The sequence below is a fragment of the Xanthobacter aminoxidans genome, assembly GCF_023571765.1.
Taxonomy (GTDB): domain Bacteria; phylum Pseudomonadota; class Alphaproteobacteria; order Rhizobiales; family Xanthobacteraceae; genus Xanthobacter; species Xanthobacter aminoxidans.
Map to the genome: position 1 here is coordinate 97,522 of NZ_JAMJXC010000003.1, position 24,176 is coordinate 121,697.

A 24,176-nucleotide genomic window follows, 5' to 3' on the forward strand; every position below is an offset into this window, starting at 1 on the left:
GCAAACCATGGCCAGCGAAACCACCCTGCCCAAGGTCGAGGATGCCGCCCTCGGGCAACTTCTCGACGGGGCGCTCTCCGCCCACGGCATCACCGCGCGCCCCGAATGGCGCACGGAGGCGCTTGCCTATCTGCGCAGCATCGCCGATGCAGCGACGCTGGTGCGTAGCCTGGACCTCGGCGACGCCGAGGAACCGGCCCCCGTCTATCGTCCGTGAGGTGGTCATGAACGCGCCCGTCCCCGTTCCCGACGCCACCCGCCTCGCCGGCGCGACCGCCGCCGAGATCGCAGCCGCCGTTGCTTCCGGCACCGTCACCGCCCGCGCCGTTATCGAGGCGACGCTGGCCCGAATCGCGGCTCTTGATCCGGCCATCAACGCCTTCACCGATCTCACGGCGGAGCGCGCCCGCGCCCAGGCGGACGGGATCGACGCCGCTCGCGCCGCCGGCAAACCGCTGGGGCCGCTCGCCGGCGTGCCGTTCGCGGTGAAGAACCTGTTCGACATCGCCGGCCTGCCCACCCGCGCCGGCTCCAAGATCAACCGGGAACGTGCCCCGTCCCCCCACGATGCCTTCCTGGTGGAGAAGCTGGAGGCGGCCGGCGCCATCCTCGTCGGTGGGCTCAACATGGGCGAATATGCCTATGACTTCACCGGCGAGAACGTCCATGACGGGTCCTCGCGCAACCCACACGACCTCACCCGCATGTCGGGGGGCTCCTCCGGTGGTTCCGGGGCGGCGGTGGCGGCGGCCATGGTGCCGCTCGCGCTCGGCTCCGACACCAACGGCTCCATCCGCGTGCCGTCCTCTTTGTGCGGCACGTTCGGCCTGAAGCCCACCTATGGCCGGCTGGGGCGGGGCGGCAGCTTTCCCTTCGTGACGGCGCTGGACCACCTCGGGCCGCTCGCCCGCTCGGTTGCCGACCTCGCGCTCTCCTATGACGCCATGCAGGGCGAGGACGCCCGCGATCCCGGCCAGACGCCACGCCCCTTCGAGCCTGTGTCCGGGGTGATCGGGAAGGGGATCGGCGGGCTGCGCATCGCCATCGCCGGCGGCTGGTTCCGCGCCAAGGCGCATCCGGAAGCGCTCGCCGCCGTGGATGCGGTCGCCGCCGCGCTCGGCGCACAAGACACGGTGGACATTCCCGACGCCGCCCGCGCTCGCGCCTCCGCCTACATCATCACCGCGGCCGAAGGGGCGAGCCTCCACGCGCGGCGCCTCGCCGTGCGGGCGGAGGATTTCGATCCCGCCGTGCGCGACCGGTTGCTGGCCGGTCTCGCCATTCCCGCCTCGTGGGTCGATGCCGCCCAGCGCTTCCGCCGGCACTTCCGGGGTGAGATGCTGAAGCTGTTCGAGACTCACGACGTGCTGCTCGCCCCCGCCACGCCCTGTCGGGCGCCGAAGCTGGGGCAGAAGACCTTCGTGCTCGATGGTGAGGAGATGCTGGTGCGGCCGAATCTCGGCCTGTTCACCCAGCCCATTTCCTTCATCGGCCTGCCCGTGGTGGCCGTGCCGGTGCGGGTGGATGTGGGTGACACACCTGAATTGCCCGTCGCCGTGCAGGTCATCGCGCCGCCGTGGCGGGAAGACATGGCATTGCGCGTGGCCGCGGAGCTTGAGCGGCAGGGCGTCGCCGCCGCCCCTGCGGCAGCCTTTTGAAGGAGGACCTGTTGGAAATCGACATTCCCGAGGTGAAGGCCGAGGTCGAAGAGGCGTTCGCGGCTTACGAGGCCGCGCTCGTCGGCAACGATGTGGAGACGCTGGAGGCCCTGTTTCACGACGATCCGCGCACCATCCGCTTTGGCGGCGGCGAGAACCTTTACGGCATGGATGCCATCCGCGCCTTCCGCCGTGCCCGCTCGCCGGTGGGCCTCGCGCGCAACCTGGCGCAGACGGTCATCACCACGTACGGCCGGGACTTTGCCGTGGCATCCACCCTGTTTTATCGCGACAACGCGCCGGGCAAGGTGGGGCGCCAGCAGCAGACCTGGGTGCGGACCTCGCAAAGCTGGCGTGTGGTGGCCGCCCACGTCTCCATGATCGACGAGCCGACGGCATGAGGTGCCGGCGTGTGACTTGCCATCCACTTGCGACGTTTCACGGATTTCGCCGCAGGCGGGAATCCCGGTAAAATCGTGCACATGACCCTGTTCGCGCCACCCACCATGAAGACGTCGGCCCCGACCCCGCGCGTACGCAAGCGCCGGACGGTCGGTCGCCCCGTGACGCGCACCGAGGAACTGCGTCTGCAGATCGCCGACGACATCGTTCGCGGCCGCCTCGCACCCGGCACGGCGCTGGAAGAGGTCGATATCGCAAAGCGTTACGGCGTATCCCGCACGCCGGTGCGGGAGGCGTTGCGCGACCTCGCCGCGTCCGGCCTCGTGGAGGCGCGCCCCCATCGCAGCGCTTTGGTGGCCCAGCCGTCCCTCGATCGTCTGCGCGGCATGTTCGACGTGATGGCGGAGCTGGAAGCCCTGTGCGCCGGCCTGTGCGCGGTGAACATGACGCCGGCCGAACGTGCGGGGCTTGAATCCATCCATGCCGAGCTGGCCGACCTCACCCGGCGGGGTGACGAGGGCAGTTACACGGTGCTCAACGAGCGTTTCCACACAACGCTCTATGCCGGCAGCCACAACGACTACCTGACCGAACTGACGCTCGCCACCCGCGCCCGGCTGCAACCGTTCCGCCGCGCCCAGTTCCGCACCCTCGGCCGCCTGGCCCGCTCCTACGAGGAGCACGACCGGGTGGTGACGGCCATCCTGCGGGGCGACAAGGCGGAGGCGGCGCAGGCCATGCGCTCGCATATCCTCACGGTCGAGGACGCCTACGAGCGTTACGCCGAGACAGTGTGACGGCCTGCGCCGGCCTACTCCGCAGCGTCCACTTCGGTGAGGTTGTCGAGGCCCTGCACGATGTGCTGGGCGAGCGCATCGGCCAGCGGGGAGGGCTCATGGCGATTGCGCAAAAGCCCGATATCGCAAGGGGGTAGGGGAGGGTAGCCCTCCGACGCGCCGAGCACGCGCATGCCGGGGCGCAACGCCGATTCCGGCAGCACGGACACCGCGAGACCGGAGAGAACCGCCGCGACCACGGCGCCGCAATTGGGGCTGGTGTAGAGGATGCGGTGTCCGCGCCCGGCGCCGGCCAGCCGCGACACGGCGATCTCCCGCCACTGGCAGGTGGGCCGCCCCAAGGCCAGCGGCACCGGGGTTTCCAGATGCGCCGCATGGCGGGCGGAGGAGACCCACAGCAGGCGTTCCCGGCGGATCACATGGGCGTTGCGCGAGGTGATCTCGGTGGCGGTGATGATGGCGAGATCGATGGTGCCGGAGGCGATGTACTGCACCAGCTCGGCGGTCGGCTCGCAGATCACCGTGAGCTCGACGGACGGATGCGTGCGCGAAAATCGCGCCATGATATCAGGTAGATAGCGGTCGGCGTAATCGTCCGGCACCCCCAGGCACACCCGCCCCGAAAGCTCGGCGTCGGCAAAGCTGGAGACGGCCTCCATGTTCAGCTTCACGATGCGCCGAGCATAATCGAGGAGGCGCTCGCCGTCCTCGGTGAGGCGGGAGGCGCGGCCGTCGCGGACGAAGATGGGGCGGTCGACCCGCTCCTCCAGCCGTTTCATCTGCATGGAGACCGCCGACTGGGTCTTGTGGACCACCTCCGCCGCCTTGGTGAAACTGCCGGTTTCGGCAATGGCCACAAAGGTTCTCAGCTGGTCGGGGTCGAGCATGGCCGTCATCGTCGCGCTCCTGTGGGGCAGCCCTGCGCCAGCCGCATGGGCCGGCCGCCCCGTCGCCGCAATCATCACACAAAACGATACGAGAGATGAAAAACATTCGCTAGCGTGATTTGTGCGAAGCATCCAGAAAGGTCCTGCCGATTGGATGCGGCGCGAAATCGGGTGGTTTCACCGGGGTGTCAGGGCCAGTTTCAGGCCCGTTCAGCACATGCCGGGTGTGTTCAGACCATCACGGCCCCGGAAAGGAGGGTCGGCGGAGCGCATCCAGGCAACGGAGATGATGATGACGTACCATGGTGAAACCCGCAGGACCCCCTTCGCCCCCGCGGGCGAGCTGGTCGCCGCCTTGTGCCTCTCGGCCGTCGGCGCTGCCGTCAAGGGCCTGCGTCAGGTGCAGACCATCGGCCGCGTCATCGAGCGACGGCAGGTGATGGCTGAGATCGCCCATCTCGATGACCACATGCTGCGCGATATCGGGGTAACGCGGGCGGATGTGCGCGATGCCGTCTCCGCGCCGCTGTTCGAAGACCCGACCCAGATTCTGGTGGTCCGCGCCAAGGAGCGCCGGGCTGCGGCGCGGCTCGCCGCCTGGCGCGGCTATCCGGCCGACTGAATTCAAGAATCCGGCGGAAGCGCCCCTCGACTCCGCCGTGCCTCGACCCGCGCCGTCCGCAACCGGCGCGGGTCGATTTTTATCTGGCCATCAATTGGCTACGCTCAATCACTTGCCGCTGGAGAAGCGGTCCGTCGCGGGCTTGTCGCCATCGGCGCGGCCGAGGCGGGGGCGGTCGGGGGGCAGGGTCTCGGCTTCCTGCACAGTCTGCCCGTTCTGGGTGACCGCATTCATGCTCTGGGTGGCGGCCGACATGGACGCTGCGGCCGAGCGCATGATGTTGAGCCAGAATTCCGGCACTGCATAAGCCTGCCGGCTCGCATCGGGCGCGCCGGGCTGGGCCGGCGGCGGGAAGGGCGGTGGGAAGCCCTGGGCGAACATCTGCGCGAAGAAGTTTTGGAACGGCAGCAGCGGCGCGGGCGGGGGCTCCGGCGGCTTCTCGCGGGTGGGCGGCACGCCGGCCTGCATCATGGTCTTGGACATGGCGTTCACCACGTCCTGCCACGCGTTGGCCGGATTGCGCTGGGGCGCAGGGGCCGGGGCGGCGCGCTGGAACATCATCTGGGCATAGGCATCCGCCCACGGATTGCCCGTGCTGTAGGATCGGCCGCCCTGCTCGGTGGCGGTGCTGGTGAAGGCCAGGAAGGCGTCGATCCAGGGATTGCCCGAGGAGATGGGCGCGATCTTCTGCTCGGTCTGCCCCGGCATCCGGCTGAGCATGGCGGCCAGCATCTGCTGCAACGCGCCGGAGGCGGCGAGCGACTTGGCGAGGCCACCCACCACCAGGGTGGCGTAGGTGGGCATCACCTGCTTCACCATGGCCATGCCGAGGCCGGTGGAGGAGGCGACGTGCGCGGCCACGGCGCGGCTGACCTCGGAGGAGCCGAAAACGGTATCGAGCGCCTCGGAGCCGGCGCGGGTCAGCTCGGCGGGGGGCGCGGGCTGCGAATAGAAGGCGCCATAGGGGCCGCTCGTCATCAGCGTCATCAACGCGGCAAGGGATTCGGGAGACCGCGAGGCCTGCTTGAATGCCTCCCCGAAGGCGGGCATCACCGCCTCGGCCACCTGCTGGGCCTGCTGCGCGGAAAGGCCGTACATGCGGCCGATATTCTCCATCGCCTGCCCGCCCTGGGCCGCGCGCAGCATCTCCACGAACTGATCCATACGCGAACTCCGTCGGATCGCGGGCGTGCGAGGGGAGAAGGCGTCCCGCTCCGGCTTCTGCCCGAAATCTTGGCAGCAAGCTTACGCCATCGTCCTGCCGAAATCACGAAATGGTTCGGTTCCGTTACGGGAATTGACAGGGGATGGTGGAAGCGATGCTTCCAGCGCGGATGACGGTACCGGGCGCTGGTCTCCCCGGACAAGCGACACCGCAGGTGGAGCGCCGATCCGGGGGCCAGCGCAAGATTCCCGCGCAGCGGGCAATGCCTGAGAGCGCTGAAGTTCGGAAGCGCCTTCGGCGGTCTTTTGCGCCGGGCCCCGGCTCGCATTCCGCTGACGCTCCATGCGTCCGGGGCGCGAGATAGCTCGCCGCACCCGCCGGCCGCGCTTGGAGCCAAGGGCGTCCCCGTGCTTGAACAGCTGTTCCCTCTGCTCTCCACTGTCATGCCCGGGCTTGTCCCTTGTATCCACGTCGGGCGGCAGGCGCGATGTCTGGACGGGTGTTCCCGGCCCACCCACGTGGATGGCCGGGACAAGCCCGGCCATGACGGCGGTGCTGGTCCGGACACACTGCCCCGACGCCTCTTTGCCCGGACAAGCGGCGGCGCCGCCGACTGATCACCCCGAGAATTCGGTCTCGTGGGTGAGGATGTCCTGCGCCTCGGGGTTGAGCGGGCGGGCGCGGTGTTCGGGTTCGGTGAGGGGCTCGGGCTCCACCTTGGGACGCGTGAAGGGATCGGCGCCGGCGAACAGGCCGTCCTGCATCTGCCGCTCCAGCCGGGCGCGGTCGCGCTCGCGCACGTCGGCGATGCGGGCCTCGGCGGCGCTCTCGCTCACGCCCAGCGCCTCAAGGGTGCGGGCGCCGAAGGAGAGGGCCGATTCGAGGGTCTCGCGCAGTTCGAAATCCACGCCGAGGCGCACCAGCTCCATGGAGTGCACGCGATCGAAGCTGCGCACGAACAGGCGCGGCCCCTGGATGGAGGTGCGCACGATCTCGACGATGCGGTTGGCGTCTTCCTTGTTGTCCACGCAGATGCAGATCACTTCCATCGTCTCCGCGCCAGCGGCGCGAAGAACGTCAAGCCGTGTGCCGTCGCCATAATAGATGTGCACGCCGAACCGGCCGGCGCTCTGGATCATCTCCACGTCCTTGTCGATGATCGTCACGCTCACGTCCTGCGCCAGAAGGCACTGGGACACGATCTGCCCGAACCGGCCGAAGCCGATCACCAGCACCGAGCCGTCGGCATCGGTGAAGTCGTCGGCGGGCGGCTCCGGCGCCGGCGGGGTGAAGCGCGGCAGGAAGCGCGAGACGCCGGCGAAGAGCAGGGGGCCGAGCACCATGGTGAGCGCCGCGAGGGCGATGAGCAGGTCCGTCTGCTCGGTGCGCAGGATGTTGTTGGCGAGGCCCAGGGGGAACAGGACGAAGGCAAATTCGCCCGCCGCCATCAGCGCCACGGAGGCGCGCAGGGAATCGCCGGGGGCGATGTTGTCGGCCCGGAACACCAGATAGACCACCACCGACTTGATGACCGCCACCGCCAGCGCGCCCACCACGAGGCGCGGAATGTGGTGGAGGATCACGTCGATGTTCAGCGTCATGCCGATGCTCATGAAGAAGATGGCGAGCAGCAGGCCGCGGAAGGCATCCACATTGGCTTCGAGTTCGTGCCGGAAGGTGCTTTCCGAGAGCAGGAGGCCGGCGAGGAACGCGCCCATGGCCGCCGACATGCCGGCGATCTCCATCAGGCCGGCGGCGCCGAGCACCACCATCAGCGCGGCCGCCGTCATCGCCTCGCGGGCGCCGGAGCGGGCCAGCACCCGGAACAGGGGATTGAGCAGATAGCGGCCGGCCACGACGATGACCGCGATGGCGCCCACCGCCATGCCCGCCTGCATCAGTGTGGCCTTCGGATCGTGGATCTCGGTCTCGCTGCCGGGGGCGAGCAGCGGCACCAGCGCCAGCAGCGGCACCACCGCGATGTCCTGGAACAGGAGAATGGAGAAGGTGCGCTGCCCGTAGGGACTGCCGAGGTCGCCGCGCTCGCCCACGAGCTGCAGCGCGATGGCGGTACCCGACACCGACAGCGCGAGGCCGGAGACCACCGCCGCCGCCACGCCGAAGCCGAGGCCGAAATAGGCCAGCAGCGCGAACGCCAGCGAGGTGAGCACCAGCTGCGCCGTGCCCAGCCCGAAGATGTAGTGCCCCATGGAGAGGAGGTGCGACGGCTTCAGCTCCAGCCCGACGAGGAACAGGAGCATGACCACGCCCAGCTCGGCCACGGTGTGCACCACCGAGGGGTCGGCCACATTGAGGCCGATGGGGCCGATGGCGATGCCCACCAGGAGGTAGCCGACGATGGGTGAGAAACCGATGCGCTTGGCGACGAGGACCGCGATGACGGCGGCGCACATGAAGGCCAGCGCCCCACCGAACAAGGCGTGTTCATCGACTGGCATGCGCGACGTCCTCCCCCGGTCCCGATCCCTGACGGATCAGAACGCCTTCCGCAAGGGCTGCTTCCAAGCAACTTCGGCGCCACCCATCCCCAGTGGCCCCTGCTCTTCGCTCATGACGGGCGAGCGTGTCGAAACCATGCCGTCGACGCGGCGTGGTGGTGGCCGTCCGCCGAAGCGTGACGACCATCGACGACCTTACTTCAGGGCATCAAATCCCGGACCGAATCCGTTGAGGCTGAGCGGCACGCCGATGCCTTCTTCCGGGGTCTGGAAGATGATGAAGGTGGCGGTCTTGCCGGACTTGAGGCGGCCGACGAGGGTTTCGTCCATCACCACCTCAGCGACGCAGCCATTGGGCAGGCAGCGCACGAATCCGGCGCGGCCGATGTCCTGGTCGTCGATCTTGAGGCCGAGGCCGGCGGGCAGCAGCACACCGAGCGGCGCCAGCACGCGCAAAAGGCGGCTCTTCTGGTCCGAGGTCTTCAGCACGATCACGGTGAGGCCGACATTGGGCCGGTCTTCCGCCTGCACCGACTGGAGCAGCACGCACTGCTCGCTCTGCGCGCCGGGCGGGGTGTCGCAGCGAATCTGCCATTCGCCAAACACCGACTTCACCACGCCCTGCGCCGCCGCCGGGGCCGCCGCCGAGAGCAGTGCGGCCACGAAGGTCCCGAGGAACAGCGCCAGCGCGCGCCCCCCGGCGCGAGGCGTCCCCGTGCCGGGCGTTTCGGCGCGATCGGTCTCAATGGCGGGAAAAGGTCGGAACGACAGGACCATCGCAAGCTCCGGCAGGGTCCGGCGGGGGAGGCCGGGCGATCCTGCCTTATCTGATTTCGTGAACCAATGCCTTAATGCCCAAGGCATCGCGTCAACAATGGGGCAGGACCCACTTTCCCCCGTCGGCATTCCGACCCGGCGCCCTTGCGTAAACCACGGACGGGGTGCGCGGTATTTTGTCTCTTGCGCCCCGTTTCAAACCCCGTGCGACTCGCTCGAGGAGGTGTGTGGGGCTGGCTAAAGTGGAGTTAGAACAATTGGTTACTAAAACGATCGGCGCGCCCTCCGGCGCCGGCCGGAGCGGGCTTGGACGTTTTGTCCAATTGGGCAAACCCCGGGCGATTGCAAGGCGCCCCCAATTGTGTTTGATGAATCTTAGGGAGAGTGCCTGCCCAAAAACAACGCAGTTGCATGCGGCTGCAGAACGCGGTCTCGCACTCGAATAAGGGCCCCGTGGCGCGCCCCTTCGGCGCACCGGCGGCAGGGAAATTTCCGGCGGTTCTCCGCCGGCCAGGGAGATGGGTAGAAGATGATGTCGCTCATTCGCACCGCGACCCGTATGCGCGATGCTGCCCTCGCCGCCGGCGCTTTCGCCGCGGCGATGTTCGCGAGCGCGGCGGCCCATGCCCAGATGGGCCAGCCGGCCCCGTGGCAGATCAATCTGCAGGACGCCGCCACCCCGGTGATGGAGAACATCCACACCTTCAACGTCCTGCTCATCAGCATCATCACCGCCATCGTGCTGTTCGTGCTGGTGCTGCTGGTGATCGTGGTGGTGCGGTTCAACGAGCGCGCCAATCCGGTGCCCTCCAAGACCAGCCACAACACCATGATCGAAGTGGCCTGGACGGTGGTGCCGGTGCTGATCCTGGTGGCCATCGCCATCCCCTCGTTCCGGCTCCTGCACCTGGAGCTGAACATCCCCAAGCCCGACCTCACCGTGAAGGTGACCGGCCACCAGTGGTACTGGTCCTACGAATATCCGGACAATGGCGGCTTCGGCTTTGACTCCTACCTCGTCGCCGAGAAGGACCTGAAGCCCGGCCAGCCCCGCCTGCTCGCGGTGGACAACGAAGTCGTTGTTCCGATCAACAAGAACATCCGTATCCAGGTGACGGCGGCGGACGTGATCCACTCCTTCGCGGTGCCCTCCTTCGGCGTGAAGATCGACGCCATGCCGGGCCGCCTGAACGAGAGCTGGTTCAAGATCACCCGCGAGGGCGTCTATTACGGCCAGTGCTCCGAGCTGTGCGGCCGCGATCATGCCTTCATGCCCATCGCCGTGCGCGCCGTGAGCGAAGCCGACTTCAACGCCTGGGTCGCTCAGGCCAAGGCCAAGTTCGCTTCCGCCAGGGATGCCGAGGGCAAGTTCGCCGACGCCAGCACCCTCGAGGGTGCCGCGACCGCGCGCTGACGGTTCCGGGCCCGCTCTGGCGGGCCCTTGAGGTTTCCCCGCGCGGCGGACGGCCGGGCGGTTTCCAGGGTAGATGCGGCGCGGCGGGACGGGGCCGGCGCCGGGAACACGAGGAAAGCGGGAATGGCCACCGAGGCAGTCACCCACAGCCATCACGACGATCACGACACCCACGATGCGCACATCCCCACGGGCTGGAAGCGCTGGGTGTTCTCGACCAACCACAAGGACATCGGCGTGATGTACCTGATCTTCGCCATCGTGGCGGGGATCGTGGGCGGCGCCCTCTCCATCGCCATCCGCATGGAGCTGCAGCAGCCGGGTCTCCAGATCTTCAAGGATCCGCAGACCTTCAACGTCTTCACCACCGGCCACGGCCTCATCATGATCTTCTTCATGGTGATGCCCGCGCTCATCGGCGGTTACGGCAACTACTTCGCCCCGCTGATGATCGGCGCGCCGGACACCGCGTTCCCGCGCATCAACAACATCGCCTTCTGGCTGCTGCCGCCCGCGTTCATCCTCGCGCTCTCCTCGCTGTTCGTGGAAGGCGCGCCGGGCACCAACGGCTTCGGCGGCGGCTGGACCATCTATCCCCCGCTCTCGTCCAAGCTCGGTCATCCCGGCCCGGCCATGGATCTGCTGATCTTCTCGCTGCACCTTGCCGGCGCGTCCTCGCTGCTCGGCGCCATCAACCTCATCACCACCATCTTCAACATGCGCGCCCCGGGCATGACGCTGCACAAGATGCCGCTGTTCGCCTGGTCGCAGCTCATCACCGGCTTCCTGCTGCTGCTGTCGCTGCCCGTCCTGGCCGGCGCCATCACCATGCTGCTGACGGACCGCAACTTCGGCACCACCTTCTTCGACCCGGCCGGCGGCGGTGATCCGATCCTGTTCCAGCACCTCTTCTGGTTCTTCGGCCATCCCGAGGTGTACATCCTGATCCTGCCCGGCTTCGGGCTGATCTCCCACATCATCTCCACCTTCTCGCGCAAGCCCGTGTTCGGCTATCTCGGCATGGCCTACGCGATGGTCGCCATCGGCGTGGTGGGCTTCGTGGTGTGGGCGCACCACATGTACACGGTGGGCCTGTCCTCCTCGACCCAGTCCTACTTCGTCGCCGCGACCATGATCATCGCGGTGCCCACGGGCGTGAAGATCTTCTCGTGGATCGCCACCATGTGGGGCGGCTCCATCCAGTTCCGCACGCCCATGCTGTGGGCCATCGGCTTCATCTTCCTGTTCACCGTGGGCGGCGTCACCGGCGTGGTGCTCTCCAACGCCGGCATCGACCGCTCGCTGCACGACACCTATTACGTGGTGGCGCACTTCCACTACGTGCTGTCGCTCGGCGCCGTGTTCGCCATCTTCGCGGGCTGGTACTACTGGTTCCCGAAGATGTTCGGCTACATGATCCCGGAATTCTGGGGCAAGCTGCACTTCTGGGTCACCTTCGTCGGCGTGAACCTGGTGTTCTTCCCGCAGCACTTCCTGGGTCTCGCCGGCATGCCGCGCCGCTATGCGGACTATCCGGACGCGTTCGCCCACTGGAACTTCGTCTCCTCGATCGGTTCCTACATCTCCGGCGTCGCGGTGCTGATCTTCATCACCGGCACCACGCTCGCCTTCCTGCGCAAGGAGAAGGCGGGGGACAATCCGTGGGGCGAGGGTGCGACCACCCTGGAGTGGACCCTGCCGTCCCCGCCGCCCTACCACCAGTTCGAGGTCCTGCCCCGCATCAAGTGAGGCAGGAACCAGGCTCCGGGGCCGCGGGCGACCGCGGCTCCCGCCGCCCTCCGGGGCGGATGTTTCCGAAGTGAAGTCTCGAACGTCGCGTTCAAGGATGTCCGGAGTTTGGAAATGAGTGACGAGCGTGCCAGCCTGACCGGACCCGACCCGTACGCCATGGCGTCGGGCGGCGTTATGGCGGGCGGGGCTGCGTCGGCCGGCGTCGCCGCCGCGGGCGAGGGCCTCGCCGCGCCGCGCGATTATTTCGAGCTCCTGAAGCCCCGCGTCATGTCGCTGGTGATCTTCACCGCGCTGGTCGGCCTCGTGCGTGCGCCGGGCGACGTGCACCCCGTCATCGCCTTCACCGCCTTGCTGTGCATCGCCGTGGGCGCGGGCGCCTCGGGCGCGCTCAACATGTGGTGGGACGCCGACATCGATGCCGTGATGACCCGCACGCGTGGCCGTCCGGTGCCCTCCGGCCGCGTCACAGGCCACGAGGCGCTGGCCTTCGGCCTCACCCTTTCGGCCTTCTCGGTGGTGGTGCTCGGCCTTCTGGTCAATGCGCTCGCCGGCGCCCTGCTCGCCTTCACCATCTTCTTCTACGTGGTGATCTACACCATGTGGCTGAAGCGCTCGACCTCGCAGAACATCGTCATCGGCGGTGCCGCCGGCGCCTTCCCGCCGCTGGTCGCCTGGGCCGCCGCCTCCGGCACCGTGTCGCTGGAGCCGGTGCTGCTGTTCGCCATCATCTTCTTCTGGACGCCGCCCCACTTCTGGGCGCTGGCGCTCTACCGGGCCGACGACTACGCCCGCGCCGGCGTGCCCATGCTGCCGGTGACGGCGGGGCCGGACGAAACCCGCCTGCAGATTCTCCTCTACACCCTGTTCCTGGTGCCGCTTGCCGCCAGCCCCGCCTTCCTCGGCTATGCCGGCCTCGCCTATGGCGCGGTCTCGGTGCTGGCCGGGGCCTGGATGATCGTCCTTGCGGTGCGCGTCTTCCGCGTCCGGCAGGGCGAGGCGGCGGTGAAGGCAGCCAAGGGCCTGTTTGGATTTTCCATCGTGTATCTGTTTGCATTGTTCGCGACGCTGCTCGGCGAGGCGGTCATTGGTGGCCTGCTGCGATGAGCGGTGAGAAGAAGGAAAAGCCGCGTCCTCCGCAGGAGGACGGTGTCGTGCTGACGCCAGAGCAGCTCAAGCGGCAGCGCGCGCGCAGCATCGCCATCGCCTCCGTGCTGGGGTTCCTGGCGCTGCTGTTCTACGTGGTGACGATCGTGAAGCTCGGTCCCAACGTGCTCAACCGCCCACTCTAGGGCAGGGCAGGGGATCGGCGGAACGGGCAGGATCAGACGGAAGAGGGTCCGGGGGGCTCCGGACGCGAGGACGAGGAATGGCCGAGGCGAACGACAAGATGGCTGAGAGCGCTCCCCGCGCCGCCCGACACTGGGTGGTGGCGGCTGCGTGCGTCGGCTTCATCGCCGCCATGGTGGGCGTCACCTACGCCTCCGTGCCGCTCTACGCCATGTTCTGCTCGCTCACCGGCTTCGGCGGCGCCACCCGCGTCGGCTCGACGCCCACCGCCGCACCGCTCGATCGCGAGATCACCATCCGCTTCGACGCCAACGTCTCGCCCGGCCTGCCGTGGGCCTTCGCCCCCGTGCAGCGGGAAATGACGGTGAAGATCGGCGCCACCAGCCTCGCCCATTACACGGCGCAGAACCGCTCCGCCGACGATACCCGCGCCAACGCCACCTACAACGTGTCGCCGCCCCAGGCCGGCGCCTATTTCGTGAAGCTGCAGTGCTTCTGCTTCGAGGAGCAGACCCTGGCCGGCCGCGAGAAGATGGACATGCCGGTGGTGTTCTACGTCGATCCGTCCATCGCCGACGACCCGGACCTGAAGACGCTGAAGGACATCACCCTGTCCTACACCTTCTTCCCGGCGAAGGCGGACAAGCCACAGGTCCGCGCCAACGCGGACACGCTGGACAAGGTCCGCGCCGACGCGGAGGGCGCGCGAAAGCCGCTCTAGGCGCAACGATCACCGCCCCGACCGGGGCATGACATTCGGGCGGCGTCGCCGTCCAGAACGCAAACGGCCCCCCGGCGTGAAGCCGGGTGGGCTCGACGAGACTGGGAAAAGGGGAGGCCGGTTCGCCATGGCCGACATACACGTCAAGCACGATTACCACGTCGTCGACCCGAGCCCGTGGCCGATTATCGGCTCGGTCGCGGCGCTGATCCTCACCTCGGGCGCCGTGGTGTGGATGCACGGCGGCACCTCGCTCGTCATGATCGTCGGCTTCCTCGGCGTGCTCTACACCATGTTCGGATGGTGGCGGGACGTGATCCGCGAGAGCCGCGCCGGCTTCCATACCCGCGTGGTGGTGCTCGGCCTGCGATACGGCATGATCCTGTTCATCGCCTCCGAGGTGATGTTCTTCGTCGCGTGGTTCTGGGCCTTCTTCGATGCCTCCCTGTTCTCGGGTGAGGCCATCAACTTCATGCGCATGGACTTCACCGGCGGCGTGTGGCCGCCCAAGGGCATCGAGAGCCTCGATCCCTGGCACCTGCCGCTGCTCAACACGCTGATCCTGCTCACCTCGGGCACGACGGTGACCTGGGCGCACCACGCGCTGGTGCACGGCGACCGCCAGGGCCTCAAGTGGGGCCTGTGGTGCACGGTGGTGCTCGGCGTCCTGTTCTCCATGTGCCAAGCGTACGAGTACATCCACGCGCACTTCCACTTCGCCGGCAACATCTACGGCGCGACCTTCTTCATGGCGACCGGCTTCCACGGCTTCCATGTGATCGTCGGCACCATCTTCCTCGCGGTGTGCCTGATGCGCACCTACATGGGCGACTTTACCCCCCAGAAGCATTTCGGCTTCGAGGCGGCCGCCTGGTACTGGCACTTCGTGGACGTGGTGTGGCTGTTCCTGTTCACCTTCATCTATGTGTGGGCGCAGGGCGGACACGCCTGATCCGCGCGGGTTCCACCGCGCCAGAGACAAGCCTCAGGCCGGCGCACCCACGCGCCGGCCTTCTCATTTCGGCACCGGAGGTGCCCCGTGTCGCTCGATCCCTATCACGCCCCGGTTTCCCCCTTCGCGGCGGGCCTCTCCTGCCGCTGCCCGCGCTGCGGCCGCGGCCCGCTGTTCAAGGGCTTTCTCGACCTCGCGCCCAAGTGCACCTCCTGCGACCTCGACTATGATTTCGCCGATGCGGGCGACGGCCCGGCGGTGTTCGTCATCCTGTTCGCCGGCTTCATCGTGGTCGCGCTCGCCTTCTGGGTGGAGGCGAAGTTCGAGCCGCCCATGTGGGTGCACGCGCTGCTGTGGATCCCGGCCATCCTCGTCGTCACCCTCGGCCTGTTGCGGCCGCTGAAGGCGCTGATGGTGGCGCTGCAGTATCGCAACAAGGCCTCCGAGGGCCGGCTGGACGGCCAGTGACCGGCAAAGCGCCGTCCCCGGTGCCGCCGTCCTCGGTGCCGCCTGCCACCGCGCTGTCTCCCGCGCGGCGCGGCCGCGGGCTTCTCCTGCTCGTCCTCGCCTGCGTGGCCTTCGCGGTGCTGATCGGCCTCGGGACGTGGCAGCTCAACCGCCTCGCCTGGAAGGAGGCGCTGCTCGCCCGCGTCGAGGCGCGCGTTCATGCCGCCCCGCAGGATGTGCCGCCCCCCGCCCGCTGGTCCGCGCTGACCCGCGAGGAGGACGAATACCGGAGGGTGAAGGTGCGCGGCACCTTCGACCACGCGAAGGAAGCCCTCGTCTACACCGTGCGCGGGGAGGACGCCGCCGGCCCGGTGAAGGGGCAGGGGTTCCTGGTGGTGACGCCGCTGATTCGCCCGGACGGCCCGCCCATCCTCATCAATCGCGGCTTCATCCCGTCCGAACGGCGCGATCCCGCGACGCGGGCGGAAGGTGAGGTGAAGGGCGAGGTGGAGGTGGTCGGCCTGCTGCGCTTCCCCGAGGAGGCGAGCTGGTTCGTGCCGGCCAATGATCCCGCCCATGGCAGCTTCTACCGCATGGAGCCGGCCGAGATCGCCGCCGCCCGCGGCATTTCCGGCGCCGCGCCCTTTCTCATCGATGCCGATGCGACGCTGGTGCCGGGCGGACTGCCCATCGGCGGCGGCACGCGCATCGCCTTTCCCAACCGGCATCTGGAATATGCGCTCACCTGGTACGGCCTCGCGGCCTCGCTGGTGGGCGTGGGCCTCGCGGTCTTCATCAGCCGGCGCCGCCGCGCCTCCTGACGCGCCCTCCTGACGCGCCTTCGTGACGCGCCTTCCTGGCCGGCCGCGCCGGACAGGCGTTGCCGATCTGCAACGCGGGGCCGGGATCGTCCCGGCGGCCTTGACCCAACGCTTGGTTAACCCTCACCTTGCACAAGCGGATTTGCCGGCTTTATTGCCGTGCACCAGCCGTGCGGTTTTGGCATTTCGTAAAGCCGCCCGGCCACAGGATGGCCGCAGGTTTTGACAGAGGTCTCCCGATGGTCGTGTTCCGCAAGCTGCGTTCCCTCCTCCTCGCCACGGTACTCGCCGGGGGAGCGTGCGGCGTCGCGCAGGCGGCCGACCTGTTCACGCCGCCGCCGCCCACGCCGGTCCCGCCCTCGGCGAACGAGGACTGGTACCTGACCATCGGCGCGTCCGTCTCGGCGGACCCGAGCTATCCCGGCGCGGACAATTATTCCTTCCGGCCCGGCCTCATCTTCTCGGTCCGCAAGGCGAGCCAGCTCAACGTCTTCCGCAGCGTGGACGACAACCCGTCCCTGGCCCTCTTCGACACCGGCAATTTCCGCATCGGCGCGGTCGGGCGCATCGACTGGGGCCGTGATTCCGGCGATTCCTATCGCCTCACCGGCCTCGGCAACATCGATCCGGCGCTGGAAGCCGGCGCCTTCGCCGAGTGGTACATCACCGACTGGCTGCGCACCCGCGCGGAACTGCGCTACGGCGTCGGCGGCTTCGAGGGCATCCGCGGCCTGCTCGGCGCGGATGTGATCCTGCCCTACGGCCAGTGGCGCTTCGCCGTCGGCCCCCGCCTCACCTATGGCGGCTCGGGCTACATGAGCACCTATTTCGGCGTCACGCCGGTCCAGGCCGTCGTCGCCAATGCGTTCGGCAATCCGCTGCCGGTCTACAACGCCTCCGCCGGCTTCGACATGGTGGGCGCCATGGCGCAGCTCACCTACAATTTCCGCAACGGCTTCGAGACCGGCGTGTTCGGCGGCTATGGCCGCCTCCTCGGCGATGCGGCCTCCTCGCCGCTCACCACTGATGCCAACCAGTTCACCGCCGGCGTCTCGCTGAGCTACACCTTCAACATCGGCAAGGCCTGGTGGTGAGGGGCGCCGGTCCCCGGACCGGCGCGCTGAGCCTGTGAGGCGGGGCGCGGAGCGTCCGGCACCTTCCGTTCGAGCGTCTCTGCCGTTCGTCGGCTGAAGCGCGCGCGGTCGCATCCGTCGGATCGAGACGGGCGGACGCGGACCCTATTCCCCGCCGCCGTCCCCGTCGCCCGAGCCGCCGCTGTCACCGGAATCGGGACCGCCGCCGCTGTGGCCCACATGGGGGGATTCGCCCCCCGCCTCGCCCGAATGGTGATGGGCCGCATAGCCCGCCGCGATGATGAGCGCGCCGCCGGCTGCCGCAGCCGCGGCGGCCCGCTGCGCATTGGCAGTGTCCGGCTCGCTGCTGGCGGTCGATGCGGCGGGGGAGGGGGAATCCTCCCGACCGAGCCCGTAGTCCGCCGGCGGCTTCGCCCGGTTCGGCGCGGCGTCCGGCTTCGCGGCGCCAGCCTTCTCGCCACCGCCGCCCCCCTTGCCGCTGCCGCGCAGGCTGAGGAACAGCGCCAGCGGCGCGCCGATGACGAGGAGGGCGACGAGGATCTGCGTGGCGTCCATGGATCAGCGCTGCTCCCGCCGGGCGAGGAAGGCGAGGCGCTCGAACATGTGCACGTCCTGCTCGTTCTTCAGCAGCGCGCCGGCGAGCGGGGGGATGGCCTTGCGCACGTCCTTCTCGCGCAGGGTTTCCAGCTCGATGTCCTCGGCCATCAGCAGCTTCAGCCAGTCGATCAGCTCGGAGGTGGAGGGCTTCTTCTTCAGCCCCGGCACGTCGCGCAGTTCGTAGAAGATGCGCAGGGCCTCGCCCACGAGGCGCTGCTTGATGCCGGGGAAGTGCACCTCGACGATGGCCCGCATGGTCTCGGGATCGGGGAAGCGGATGTAGTGGAAGAAGCAGCGGCGCAGGAAGGCGTCCGGCAGCTCCTTCTCATTGTTGGAGGTGATGATGACGAGGGGGCGCTGCTCCGCCTTCACCTGCTCGCCGGTCTCGTAGACATGGAACTCCATGCGGTCGAGTTCCTGCAGCAGGTCGTTGGGAAACTCGATGTCCGCCTTGTCCACCTCGTCGATCAGCAGCACCGGCCGCACGGGGGAGGAGAAGGCCGTCCACAACTTTCCCTTGCGGATGTAATTGGCGATGTCGTGGACCTTGGGGTCGCCGAGCTGGCTGTCGCGCAGGCGGGCCACCGCGTCATACTCGTAGAGGCCCTGCTGCGCCTTGGTGGTGGACTTCACGTGCCACTCGATCAGCGGTGCCCCGAGGGCTTCGGCAACCTCCTGCGCCAGAACGGTTTTTCCCGTGCCGGGCTCGCCCTTGATGAGCAGGGGGCGTTCGAGGACGAGGGCCGCATTGACGGCGACCTTGAGGTCGTCGGTGGCCACATAGCTCTTCGTGCCCTCGAACCGCATGAGACTTGATCCCTTCCGCCGCCTGTCGCGCCGCAGCAAGGTCGGCACCCGGCGCCCATCCGTCAAGGGGCGGCGCCCGCTGGACAAGGACATGCCGGTTGTCGGAACCCGAAGGCGTCGATATAAGCGCGGCGACCATGGGGCGTCCTCCTGGCCGAAAGGTCGGCTCCGCCGGCCCGGACGCTGGGGCGGCAGCCCTTGAGTTCCGTGACGGGGAGTTCGTTGTCGGTGCTTGGCTCCACGCAAGGCCGGATGGGCATGATCCGCCTTGCAGCGTCTTGCTTCGACGGCAGAGCGACGCATATCGAGGACCTTGCTGATGTCGATCCAAATCGACGAGGACTATCGGCCCCGTGAGGATGAGCCCTTCATGAACGACCGGCAGCGCGAGTATTTTCGCCTCAAGCTGCTGCGTTGGAAGGACGACATCCTGAAGGAGGCCCGCGAGACCCTGCAGCACCTTCAGGACGAGAACCAGAATCACCCGGACCTGGCGGATCGGGCGTCGTCCGAGACCGACCGCTCCATCGAGCTGCGCGCCCGCGATCGCCAGCGCAAGCTGATCGCCAAGATCGACGCGGCGCTGCTGCGGATCGAGGACGGTTCCTACGGCTATTGCGAGGACACCGGCGAGCCCATCTCGCTGAAGCGCCTCGAGGCCCGGCCCATCGCCACCCTCTCGGTGGAGGCGCAGGAGCGCCACGAGCGGCGCGAGCGGGTCTACCGCGACGACTGAGCCGCTGTTTCCGGCTGCCAATTTCGGCAGAGCGATTTCAGATGTGAAGAAGGCCGGCGGAGCCATCGCCCCGCCGGCCTTCTTGCATCCGGGACCGGCCGAAGCCGGCGGAAGGGTCAGCGGCTGCGCGCGTTGGTGCGGCCGAGCAGGTTCGCCATTTCGGCGTCGAAATCGTCCAGCGGATCGCGCGGCGCCTCCGGCTCGACGGCGGGAGCCTCCTCGGCGTGGGGCACGCTCGGGGGAGCAGCCACCGGCGGCGCCGCGTAGGGCGAGGCGTGAGGCGCTGATTGAGCCGGCGCCGGGGCATGGATCACCGGAGCGGCGACCTCCGCGGACGCCGGCGGCGTCACCGTCGGGGACGGGGCGCGCAGCAGCGGGCTCGCCGTCTCGGGCCGCAGGGAGGCGTCTTCGCGGGTCACGTTGCGCAAGGCGAGGGGCTCGCGGCGCGGCTGCTCCGGCGTCGGCAGCGGACGGTTTTCCCCGGCCGGGCGGAAGGCGAACTCGCGCGGGCGCAGAGGCGCCTCGATGCGGGGGCTCTCGGTGCGCGGCGTGACGTCGGGGCGGGGGCGCACCTCTGCCGGGCGGGCCTCCGTCGAGCGAGCCTCCGCCGAGCGGTTGCGCGACTGGGACAGGAAGCGCGTCAGCGGGCCTTCGCTGCGCGGCGGCGGGGGCTCGATCACCGGTTCGGGTCGGGCGGCGGTCGGCGTGACCGGGGTCGGCTCGGCGGGCGCTGCGGGCTCGTCGCCGAGGAGATCGGAAAGGCTGATCTGCGGCGCGGCGGCGGCCGGCTGTGGGTGGACGAGGGCGGCGTCAAGACGGTGGGTGAGATCCTCCAGCTCCGCAGCGACCTCGCTGACCGCGGGGGGCGCGTCCTCGGGCTCGGTCCTCGATGCCTCCCCCTTGGGGGCCTCGATCTTGGGGGCCTCGATCTTCACGGCCTCGGCGCGGGCCGGCTCGGTGCGCGGGGCATCGATCTTGGGCGCGTCGATCTTGGGCGTGCTGGCGGCGAATTCGGCCTTCAAGGCGTCGAGCCGCGCCTGGTCGGGGCGCGGCGCCTCAACCCGAACGGCGTCCCGCGCCGGCTCCTTGACCGGTTCCCTGGGGGCGGCGGGCTCGGGCGCGGCGTCCGCCCCGCGCGTCGCGGGACGGCCGGAGAGGGTGCCGTCGCCGCGCATCAGCGGCCGGCGCGCCAGAGCGGAGCGGCGATCTTCGCGGGTTTCAGACGCAGGCGCTTCCGCGACGACGGGCTCAGGCGCCGGAAGGCTGGCGGCTGCGGTCTCGGCGGCCAGCACCGGCGCGGCGGGGGTAGCGGAGAGGGAACGGCGCGGCGTGGGCCGCTGCAGGGTCGGCGCCTCGCGCGGCGGCGGCACGGCGGCGGGTGCGGTCTCCACCGCCTCGGTCGCGCCGATGTTCTGCTCGATGACGAGGTCGCTGTTGCCGCCGACCAGCAGCAGGTGTTCCACCTCGTCCCGGCGCACGAGCACGAGGCGGCGGCGCTGATCCACGGAAACGCTGTCGAGAACGGACAGGCGGGGACCCGCCCGGCCGCGGCGGTCGCCTCCGGCGGCGCGGCCGGCGAGGCGGCGCATCACCAGCACCGTCAAGCCCAGCAGCGCGGCGATCACGATGGCGGCGATGGCCACCCGAATCGGAAACGCGAGCTGGGTACCGAACAACTGCTGTAGCATCATGCCTCCGCTTTACTCGAACCGGGTGCCTCCCCGGGCCATGGCCCGTCGGCTGCCTCCCTCCGGCATCCACATCCGGAACGCGCGATGCCCTTTGGACCCTCACGCCGTCAATATCACGAAATGCCTGGACGCCCGCTCGCGCCAATAGCCGCGCCGGTCGCGCATCGTGAGCCTCAGGGCCTAAGGTTTTGTTGATAATCGTGGCAGGATTTAAGTCACCGGCGATTCTCTCCCTTAAATCCGTGCGAATGGTGCACGCATCAGGGCGGCAGATCGCCTGAACGGATCGCCGGAATGGTAAAAGAGCGCATGCGGGGTCGCCAGACGAAGGACCAGGGAACCGCCGTCCGGCGCAGGAAAAGCCGCGGGGCGGGGCCGCTGGGCACCCGGCTTTTCATCGTCGTCTTCGCGCTGGCCGGTGGCTTCGTGGGCGCGACCATCCTCGGGCGGGACGGGGGCGGCGTGCCCTCGGCCATCATCGCGGCGCTCGCCGTGGTGGGGGTGGTGGAACTGTTCCTGGCCGCCCGCCGCGCCTTCAAGGGCGTCGAGCCGGAGGACCCGCTGGGCGCGATTGCCCTTGCGGCATCCGGCGACGCCATGGCCGTGGTCGAGGATGGCGAGCGCATCGTCGAGACCAACGCCGCCTATCTGCGCATGTGCCGTAGCGGCACCGCCGAGCCGCCGCTGCCCGAGCGCTTCCTCTCCCGCATTCCCGGTAGCCAGACGATCGTAGGCGAGCTGCTCAACGCCGTTGCCGGATCGACGGCCCACCTGAGCACCATGCCCTTCGGGGGCGGAGCGCGCGGGCGGCAGCTCGAGGTCTCGGTGCACCCCGTGGGCGGCCCCCGGCGCGTGCTGTGGACGCTGCGCATGGTCGATACCGCCGAGGCGGAGGCGGCGCCGGCCTTCGCTCCCGCGCCGGGGCCTGCTCCCGCGGCGCATTCCGCCGCGCCTCTCCCCGCCACGCCTCTCCCTGTGGCTCCGGTCGTGGCGAAGCCGCTGCCGGCCGCGCCCGCCGTGCGTCCGCCCGATCCGGTGGTGGTGGCACCCGCGCCGGCCGTCGCCGCTCCGGTTCCCGTTGCCGCCCCTGTTCCCGTGTCCGAAGCCCGGGTGCCTGCACCGTCGCCGACGGCCCCCGAGGGCTATGCCGGTCCGGACCTCGTGGCATCATGGGAAGAACTGCCGGCCGGCCTCCTGCGCATCGTCGGCGGGCGGGTGGTGGACCCCAACCTCACCTTCTGCCGCATGCTCGGCTACGCCCTCGCCGACTGGGGGCCGGACGGCATGCCGCTCAGCCGCATCGTCGCCCCGGAAAGCATGCCGGCGCTGGCCGCGGCGCAGGCCAATGGCGGCCGCGCCTCGCTGGTCGCCTCGCTCAAGCGCAAGGACGGCGCGGCGCTTCCCGTCCTGCTGCGCATCGCCGCCGCTCCGGATGGCACCGGCGCCGTTGCCTTGCCGCTCGACGCGGTGGAAGGCGCCCTCGGCGCCTCCGCCCGGACTACGGCCCCCCAGGCCCCGCAGAGCGACAGCACTGAGGTTCTCGGCGACCTGTTCTTCCGCCGGGCACCGCTGGCCATGGCGCTGGTGGATCGTTCCGGCGGGGTGCGCGCCGCCAATGCGGCATTCGAGCGCCTGTTCGGCCGCGATGCCGCCGGCCGCCCGCTGACCGCTCTGGTGGCGGACGCCTCGGGCACCGAGGCGCTGCTCGCCGCTGCCGCTGGCGCCAGCGAGCCGCCCGCGCCTTGCGACGTGACGCTGGCCGGTGGCAGCGCCCGCTCCGTCCGCTTCTATGCGGCGCCCCTCGATGTGAGCGGCGACATCGCGCTCTGCGCCATCGACATGACCGAGCAGCGGGCGCTGGAGGTGCAGTTCGCCCAGTCGCAGAAGCTGCAGGCGGTGGGGCACCTCGCCGGTGGCGTGGCGCACGACTTCAATAACGTGCTCACCGCCATCATCGGCTATTGCGACCTGCTGCTGGCCAAGCACCGGCCGAGCGACCCGTCCTTCCCGGACATCATGCAGATCAAGCAGAACGCGAACCGCGCCGCCGGCCTCGTGCGGCAGCTGCTCGCCTTCTCCCGCCGCCAGACCCTGCGCCCGCAGGTGATCGAGCTCGGCGACGTGATCTCGGATGCCGCCGCCTTGCTGCGCCGCCTGATCGGCGAGCGCATCACCCTCGACGTGGAGCACGCCCGCGACCTGTGGCCGGTGAAGGTGGACGTGAACCAGTTCGAGCAGGTGATCGTGAACCTCGCGGTCAATGCCCGCGACGCCATGCCCGACGGCGGCACCCTGACCATCCGCACCGGCAATGTGCCGGCCGCCGGCTGCGCCGCCTATGGGCAGGGCCTGCCGGAGGGCGATTATGTGATGGTGGAGGTGGCGGACACCGGCACCGGCATCCCGCCCGACATCATGGACAAGATCTTCGAGCCCTTCTTCTCCACCAAGGAGGTGGGCAAGGGCACCGGGCTCGGCCTCTCCACCGTGTACGGCATCGTGCAGCAGACCGGCGGCACCATCCTCGCCGACAGCGAGATGGGCCACGGCACCACCTTCCGCGTGTTCCTGCCCCGCCATCTCGCGGGCATCGAGCCGGAGGAGGCCCCGAGGCCCGCCGAGCCGGAGCCGAAGGCCGGCGACACCACGGGGCAGGGCCGTCGCGTGCTGCTGGTGGAGGACGAGGACGCGGTGCGCGCCTTCGCCAGCAGGGCGCTGGCCAATCGCGGCTACGAGGTGCTGGCCGCCGCCAGCGGCGTCGAGGCGCTGGAACTGATCGAGCGCGAGGGCAAGGTCGATCTCGTCATCTCCGACGTGGTGATGCCGGAGATGGACGGCCCGACCCTGCTGCGGGAATTGCGCAGCCTTGAGCCGGGGCTGAAGGTGATCTTCATTTCCGGCTATGCCGAGGAGGCGTTCGCCCGCAACCTGCCGCCGAGCGAGCACTTCTCCTTCCTGCCCAAGCCCTTCTCGCTGAAGCAGCTGGTGGCCGCCGTGAGCGAGACCCTGCGCGCCTGAACCCGCCCGCCGGGCGCGGCCTTTCTCTAACGTAATGAGAGAGAAGGGATATCACCCCTCGCGGTGGCGCTT

The 24,176-nt window shown here is 69.2% G+C and carries 23 protein-coding genes; 16 read left to right on the forward strand and 7 right to left on the reverse strand.

Going from position 1 to position 24,176, the window contains the following annotated elements; genetic code table 11:
* The first annotated feature begins 7 nt into the window (after positions 1-7).
* From EJ105_RS05905 to EJ105_RS05920, 4 genes are all read left to right on the forward strand, one after another.
* A complete protein-coding gene (locus EJ105_RS05905) occupies positions 8-217 on the forward strand; it encodes an AtzG-like protein (RefSeq protein WP_250165618.1) in 210 nt (69 codons plus the stop codon).
* Positions 218-224: 7 nt separating this feature from the next.
* Positions 225-1,658, forward strand: coding sequence for an AtzE family amidohydrolase (locus tag EJ105_RS05910; RefSeq protein ID WP_250165619.1), 1,434 nt, complete (start codon positions 225-227; stop codon positions 1,656-1,658).
* 11 nt (positions 1,659-1,669) lie between these two features.
* Positions 1,670-2,059, forward strand: a complete 390-nt coding sequence (hpxZ, locus tag EJ105_RS05915) for an oxalurate catabolism protein HpxZ (protein WP_250165620.1) — start codon at positions 1,670-1,672, stop codon at positions 2,057-2,059.
* Between the two features lie 105 nt (positions 2,060-2,164).
* Positions 2,165-2,857 (forward strand): GntR family transcriptional regulator, encoded by a 693-nt coding sequence (locus EJ105_RS05920; RefSeq protein WP_250165845.1) that lies wholly within the window; start codon positions 2,165-2,167, stop codon positions 2,855-2,857.
* 14 nt (positions 2,858-2,871) lie between these two features.
* Here EJ105_RS05920 and EJ105_RS05925 read toward each other — a convergent pair whose 3' ends face one another.
* Entirely contained in the window at positions 2,872-3,753 is an 882-nt protein-coding gene (locus EJ105_RS05925) for a LysR substrate-binding domain-containing protein (protein WP_250165621.1), read from the reverse strand.
* Positions 3,754-4,036: 283 nt separating this feature from the next.
* Here EJ105_RS05925 and EJ105_RS05930 point away from each other — a divergent pair, with 283 nt between their 5' ends.
* Complete coding sequence (locus tag EJ105_RS05930) at positions 4,037-4,366, forward strand: DUF1127 domain-containing protein (RefSeq protein WP_250165622.1); 330 nt, start codon at positions 4,037-4,039, stop codon at positions 4,364-4,366.
* A 108-nt stretch (positions 4,367-4,474) separates the two neighbouring features.
* On the opposite strand, the gene EJ105_RS05935 is transcribed toward EJ105_RS05930, so the two are convergent.
* The 3 genes from EJ105_RS05935 to EJ105_RS05945 form a co-directional block, all read right to left on the reverse strand.
* Positions 4,475-5,530 (reverse strand): DUF937 domain-containing protein, encoded by a 1,056-nt coding sequence (locus EJ105_RS05935; protein ID WP_250165623.1) that lies wholly within the window; start codon positions 5,528-5,530, stop codon positions 4,475-4,477.
* A 618-nt stretch (positions 5,531-6,148) separates the two neighbouring features.
* Entirely contained in the window at positions 6,149-7,990 is a 1,842-nt protein-coding gene (locus tag EJ105_RS05940) for a monovalent cation:proton antiporter-2 (CPA2) family protein (RefSeq protein ID WP_029558875.1), read from the reverse strand.
* Positions 7,991-8,185: 195 nt separating this feature from the next.
* On the reverse strand, positions 8,186-8,767 hold the full coding sequence (locus EJ105_RS05945; RefSeq protein ID WP_250165624.1) for an invasion associated locus B family protein: 582 nt from the start codon (positions 8,765-8,767) through the stop codon (positions 8,186-8,188).
* A 601-nt stretch (positions 8,768-9,368) separates the two neighbouring features.
* Here EJ105_RS05945 and coxB point away from each other — a divergent pair.
* The 9 genes from coxB to EJ105_RS05990 all read left to right on the forward strand — a co-directional run bounded on the left by coxB (position 9,369) and on the right by EJ105_RS05990 (position 17,255).
* On the forward strand, positions 9,369-10,181 hold the full coding sequence (gene coxB / locus EJ105_RS05950; protein ID WP_394041708.1) for a cytochrome c oxidase subunit II: 813 nt from the start codon (positions 9,369-9,371) through the stop codon (positions 10,179-10,181).
* A gap of 123 nt (positions 10,182-10,304) precedes the next feature.
* On the forward strand, positions 10,305-11,930 hold the full coding sequence (gene ctaD / locus EJ105_RS05955; protein ID WP_024278549.1) for a cytochrome c oxidase subunit I: 1,626 nt from the start codon (positions 10,305-10,307) through the stop codon (positions 11,928-11,930).
* Positions 11,931-12,107: 177 nt separating this feature from the next.
* Positions 12,108-13,037 (forward strand): heme o synthase, encoded by a 930-nt coding sequence (locus tag EJ105_RS05960; RefSeq protein ID WP_024278550.1) that lies wholly within the window; start codon positions 12,108-12,110, stop codon positions 13,035-13,037.
* Complete coding sequence (locus tag EJ105_RS05965) at positions 13,034-13,222, forward strand: hypothetical protein (RefSeq protein WP_024278551.1); 189 nt, start codon at positions 13,034-13,036, stop codon at positions 13,220-13,222. The genes EJ105_RS05960 and EJ105_RS05965 overlap by 4 nt, the downstream gene beginning before the upstream one ends.
* A gap of 77 nt (positions 13,223-13,299) precedes the next feature.
* A complete protein-coding gene (locus tag EJ105_RS05970; protein ID WP_051679295.1) occupies positions 13,300-13,941 on the forward strand; it encodes a cytochrome c oxidase assembly protein in 642 nt (213 codons plus the stop codon).
* A 127-nt stretch (positions 13,942-14,068) separates the two neighbouring features.
* Positions 14,069-14,893 carry a cytochrome c oxidase subunit 3 gene (locus tag EJ105_RS05975; RefSeq protein WP_024278553.1) on the forward strand — a complete coding sequence of 275 codons (825 nt, stop codon included), beginning with the start codon at positions 14,069-14,071 and terminating at the stop codon, positions 14,891-14,893.
* Positions 14,894-14,980: 87 nt separating this feature from the next.
* Positions 14,981-15,361, forward strand: coding sequence for a DUF983 domain-containing protein (locus EJ105_RS05980; RefSeq protein ID WP_029558870.1), 381 nt, complete (start codon positions 14,981-14,983; stop codon positions 15,359-15,361).
* Complete coding sequence (locus EJ105_RS05985) at positions 15,358-16,161, forward strand: SURF1 family protein (RefSeq protein WP_250165625.1); 804 nt, start codon at positions 15,358-15,360, stop codon at positions 16,159-16,161. The genes EJ105_RS05980 and EJ105_RS05985 overlap by 4 nt, the downstream gene beginning before the upstream one ends.
* 239 nt (positions 16,162-16,400) lie before the next feature.
* Entirely contained in the window at positions 16,401-17,255 is an 855-nt protein-coding gene (locus EJ105_RS05990; protein ID WP_029558868.1) for a MipA/OmpV family protein, read from the forward strand.
* Positions 17,256-17,399: 144 nt separating this feature from the next.
* Here the strand turns inward: EJ105_RS05990 and EJ105_RS05995 are convergent, their stop codons facing one another.
* Both EJ105_RS05995 and EJ105_RS06000 read right to left on the reverse strand, forming a co-directional pair.
* Positions 17,400-17,810, reverse strand: coding sequence for a hypothetical protein (locus tag EJ105_RS05995; protein WP_250165626.1), 411 nt, complete (start codon positions 17,808-17,810; stop codon positions 17,400-17,402).
* Between the two features lie 3 nt (positions 17,811-17,813).
* Positions 17,814-18,659, reverse strand: coding sequence for an AAA family ATPase (locus EJ105_RS06000; protein WP_029558866.1), 846 nt, complete (start codon positions 18,657-18,659; stop codon positions 17,814-17,816).
* A gap of 319 nt (positions 18,660-18,978) precedes the next feature.
* On the opposite strand from EJ105_RS06000, the gene dksA reads away from it, so the two are divergent.
* The gene (gene dksA, locus EJ105_RS06005) at positions 18,979-19,395 is read left to right on the forward strand and encodes an RNA polymerase-binding protein DksA (protein WP_024278561.1); all 417 of its coding nucleotides are present in this window, start codon (positions 18,979-18,981) and stop codon (positions 19,393-19,395) included.
* A 116-nt stretch (positions 19,396-19,511) separates the two neighbouring features.
* Here the strand turns inward: dksA and EJ105_RS06010 are convergent, their stop codons facing one another.
* Entirely contained in the window at positions 19,512-21,086 is a 1,575-nt protein-coding gene (locus tag EJ105_RS06010; RefSeq protein ID WP_250165627.1) for a flagellar biosynthetic protein FliO, read from the reverse strand.
* A gap of 294 nt (positions 21,087-21,380) precedes the next feature.
* On the opposite strand from EJ105_RS06010, the gene EJ105_RS06015 reads away from it, so the two are divergent.
* A complete protein-coding gene (locus tag EJ105_RS06015) occupies positions 21,381-24,104 on the forward strand; it encodes a hybrid sensor histidine kinase/response regulator (protein WP_250165628.1) in 2,724 nt (907 codons plus the stop codon).
* The last annotated feature ends 72 nt before the right edge of the window (positions 24,105-24,176 follow it).

What these genes read in the sequence shown, in the direction of transcription:
- EJ105_RS05905 (WP_250165618.1), top strand. Translation starts at nt 8, where the DNA reads ATGGCCAGCGAAACCACCCTGCCCAAGGTCGAGGATGCCGCCCTCGGG.
- EJ105_RS05910 (WP_250165619.1), top strand. Translation starts at nt 225, where the DNA reads ATGAACGCGCCCGTCCCCGTTCCCGACGCCACCCGCCTCGCCGGCGCG.
- EJ105_RS05920 (WP_250165845.1), top strand. Translation starts at nt 2,165, where the DNA reads ATGAAGACGTCGGCCCCGACCCCGCGCGTACGCAAGCGCCGGACGGTC.
- EJ105_RS05925 (WP_250165621.1), bottom strand. Translation starts at nt 3,753, where the DNA reads ATGACGGCCATGCTCGACCCCGACCAGCTGAGAACCTTTGTGGCCATT.
- EJ105_RS05930 (WP_250165622.1), top strand. Translation starts at nt 4,037, where the DNA reads ATGACGTACCATGGTGAAACCCGCAGGACCCCCTTCGCCCCCGCGGGC.
- EJ105_RS05935 (WP_250165623.1), bottom strand. Translation starts at nt 5,530, where the DNA reads ATGGATCAGTTCGTGGAGATGCTGCGCGCGGCCCAGGGCGGGCAGGCG.
- EJ105_RS05940 (WP_029558875.1), bottom strand. Translation starts at nt 7,990, where the DNA reads ATGCCAGTCGATGAACACGCCTTGTTCGGTGGGGCGCTGGCCTTCATG.
- EJ105_RS05945 (WP_250165624.1), bottom strand. Translation starts at nt 8,767, where the DNA reads ATGGTCCTGTCGTTCCGACCTTTTCCCGCCATTGAGACCGATCGCGCC.
- coxB (WP_394041708.1), top strand. Translation starts at nt 9,369, where the DNA reads ATGTTCGCGAGCGCGGCGGCCCATGCCCAGATGGGCCAGCCGGCCCCG.
- ctaD (WP_024278549.1), top strand. Translation starts at nt 10,305, where the DNA reads ATGGCCACCGAGGCAGTCACCCACAGCCATCACGACGATCACGACACC.
- EJ105_RS05960 (WP_024278550.1), top strand. Translation starts at nt 12,108, where the DNA reads ATGGCGGGCGGGGCTGCGTCGGCCGGCGTCGCCGCCGCGGGCGAGGGC.
- EJ105_RS05965 (WP_024278551.1), top strand. Translation starts at nt 13,034, where the DNA reads ATGAGCGGTGAGAAGAAGGAAAAGCCGCGTCCTCCGCAGGAGGACGGT.
- EJ105_RS05970 (WP_051679295.1), top strand. Translation starts at nt 13,300, where the DNA reads ATGGCCGAGGCGAACGACAAGATGGCTGAGAGCGCTCCCCGCGCCGCC.
- EJ105_RS05975 (WP_024278553.1), top strand. Translation starts at nt 14,069, where the DNA reads ATGGCCGACATACACGTCAAGCACGATTACCACGTCGTCGACCCGAGC.
- EJ105_RS05990 (WP_029558868.1), top strand. Translation starts at nt 16,401, where the DNA reads ATGGTCGTGTTCCGCAAGCTGCGTTCCCTCCTCCTCGCCACGGTACTC.
- EJ105_RS05995 (WP_250165626.1), bottom strand. Translation starts at nt 17,810, where the DNA reads ATGGACGCCACGCAGATCCTCGTCGCCCTCCTCGTCATCGGCGCGCCG.
- EJ105_RS06000 (WP_029558866.1), bottom strand. Translation starts at nt 18,659, where the DNA reads ATGCGGTTCGAGGGCACGAAGAGCTATGTGGCCACCGACGACCTCAAG.
- dksA (WP_024278561.1), top strand. Translation starts at nt 18,979, where the DNA reads ATGTCGATCCAAATCGACGAGGACTATCGGCCCCGTGAGGATGAGCCC.
- EJ105_RS06010 (WP_250165627.1), bottom strand. Translation starts at nt 21,086, where the DNA reads ATGATGCTACAGCAGTTGTTCGGTACCCAGCTCGCGTTTCCGATTCGG.
- EJ105_RS06015 (WP_250165628.1), top strand. Translation starts at nt 21,381, where the DNA reads ATGGTAAAAGAGCGCATGCGGGGTCGCCAGACGAAGGACCAGGGAACC.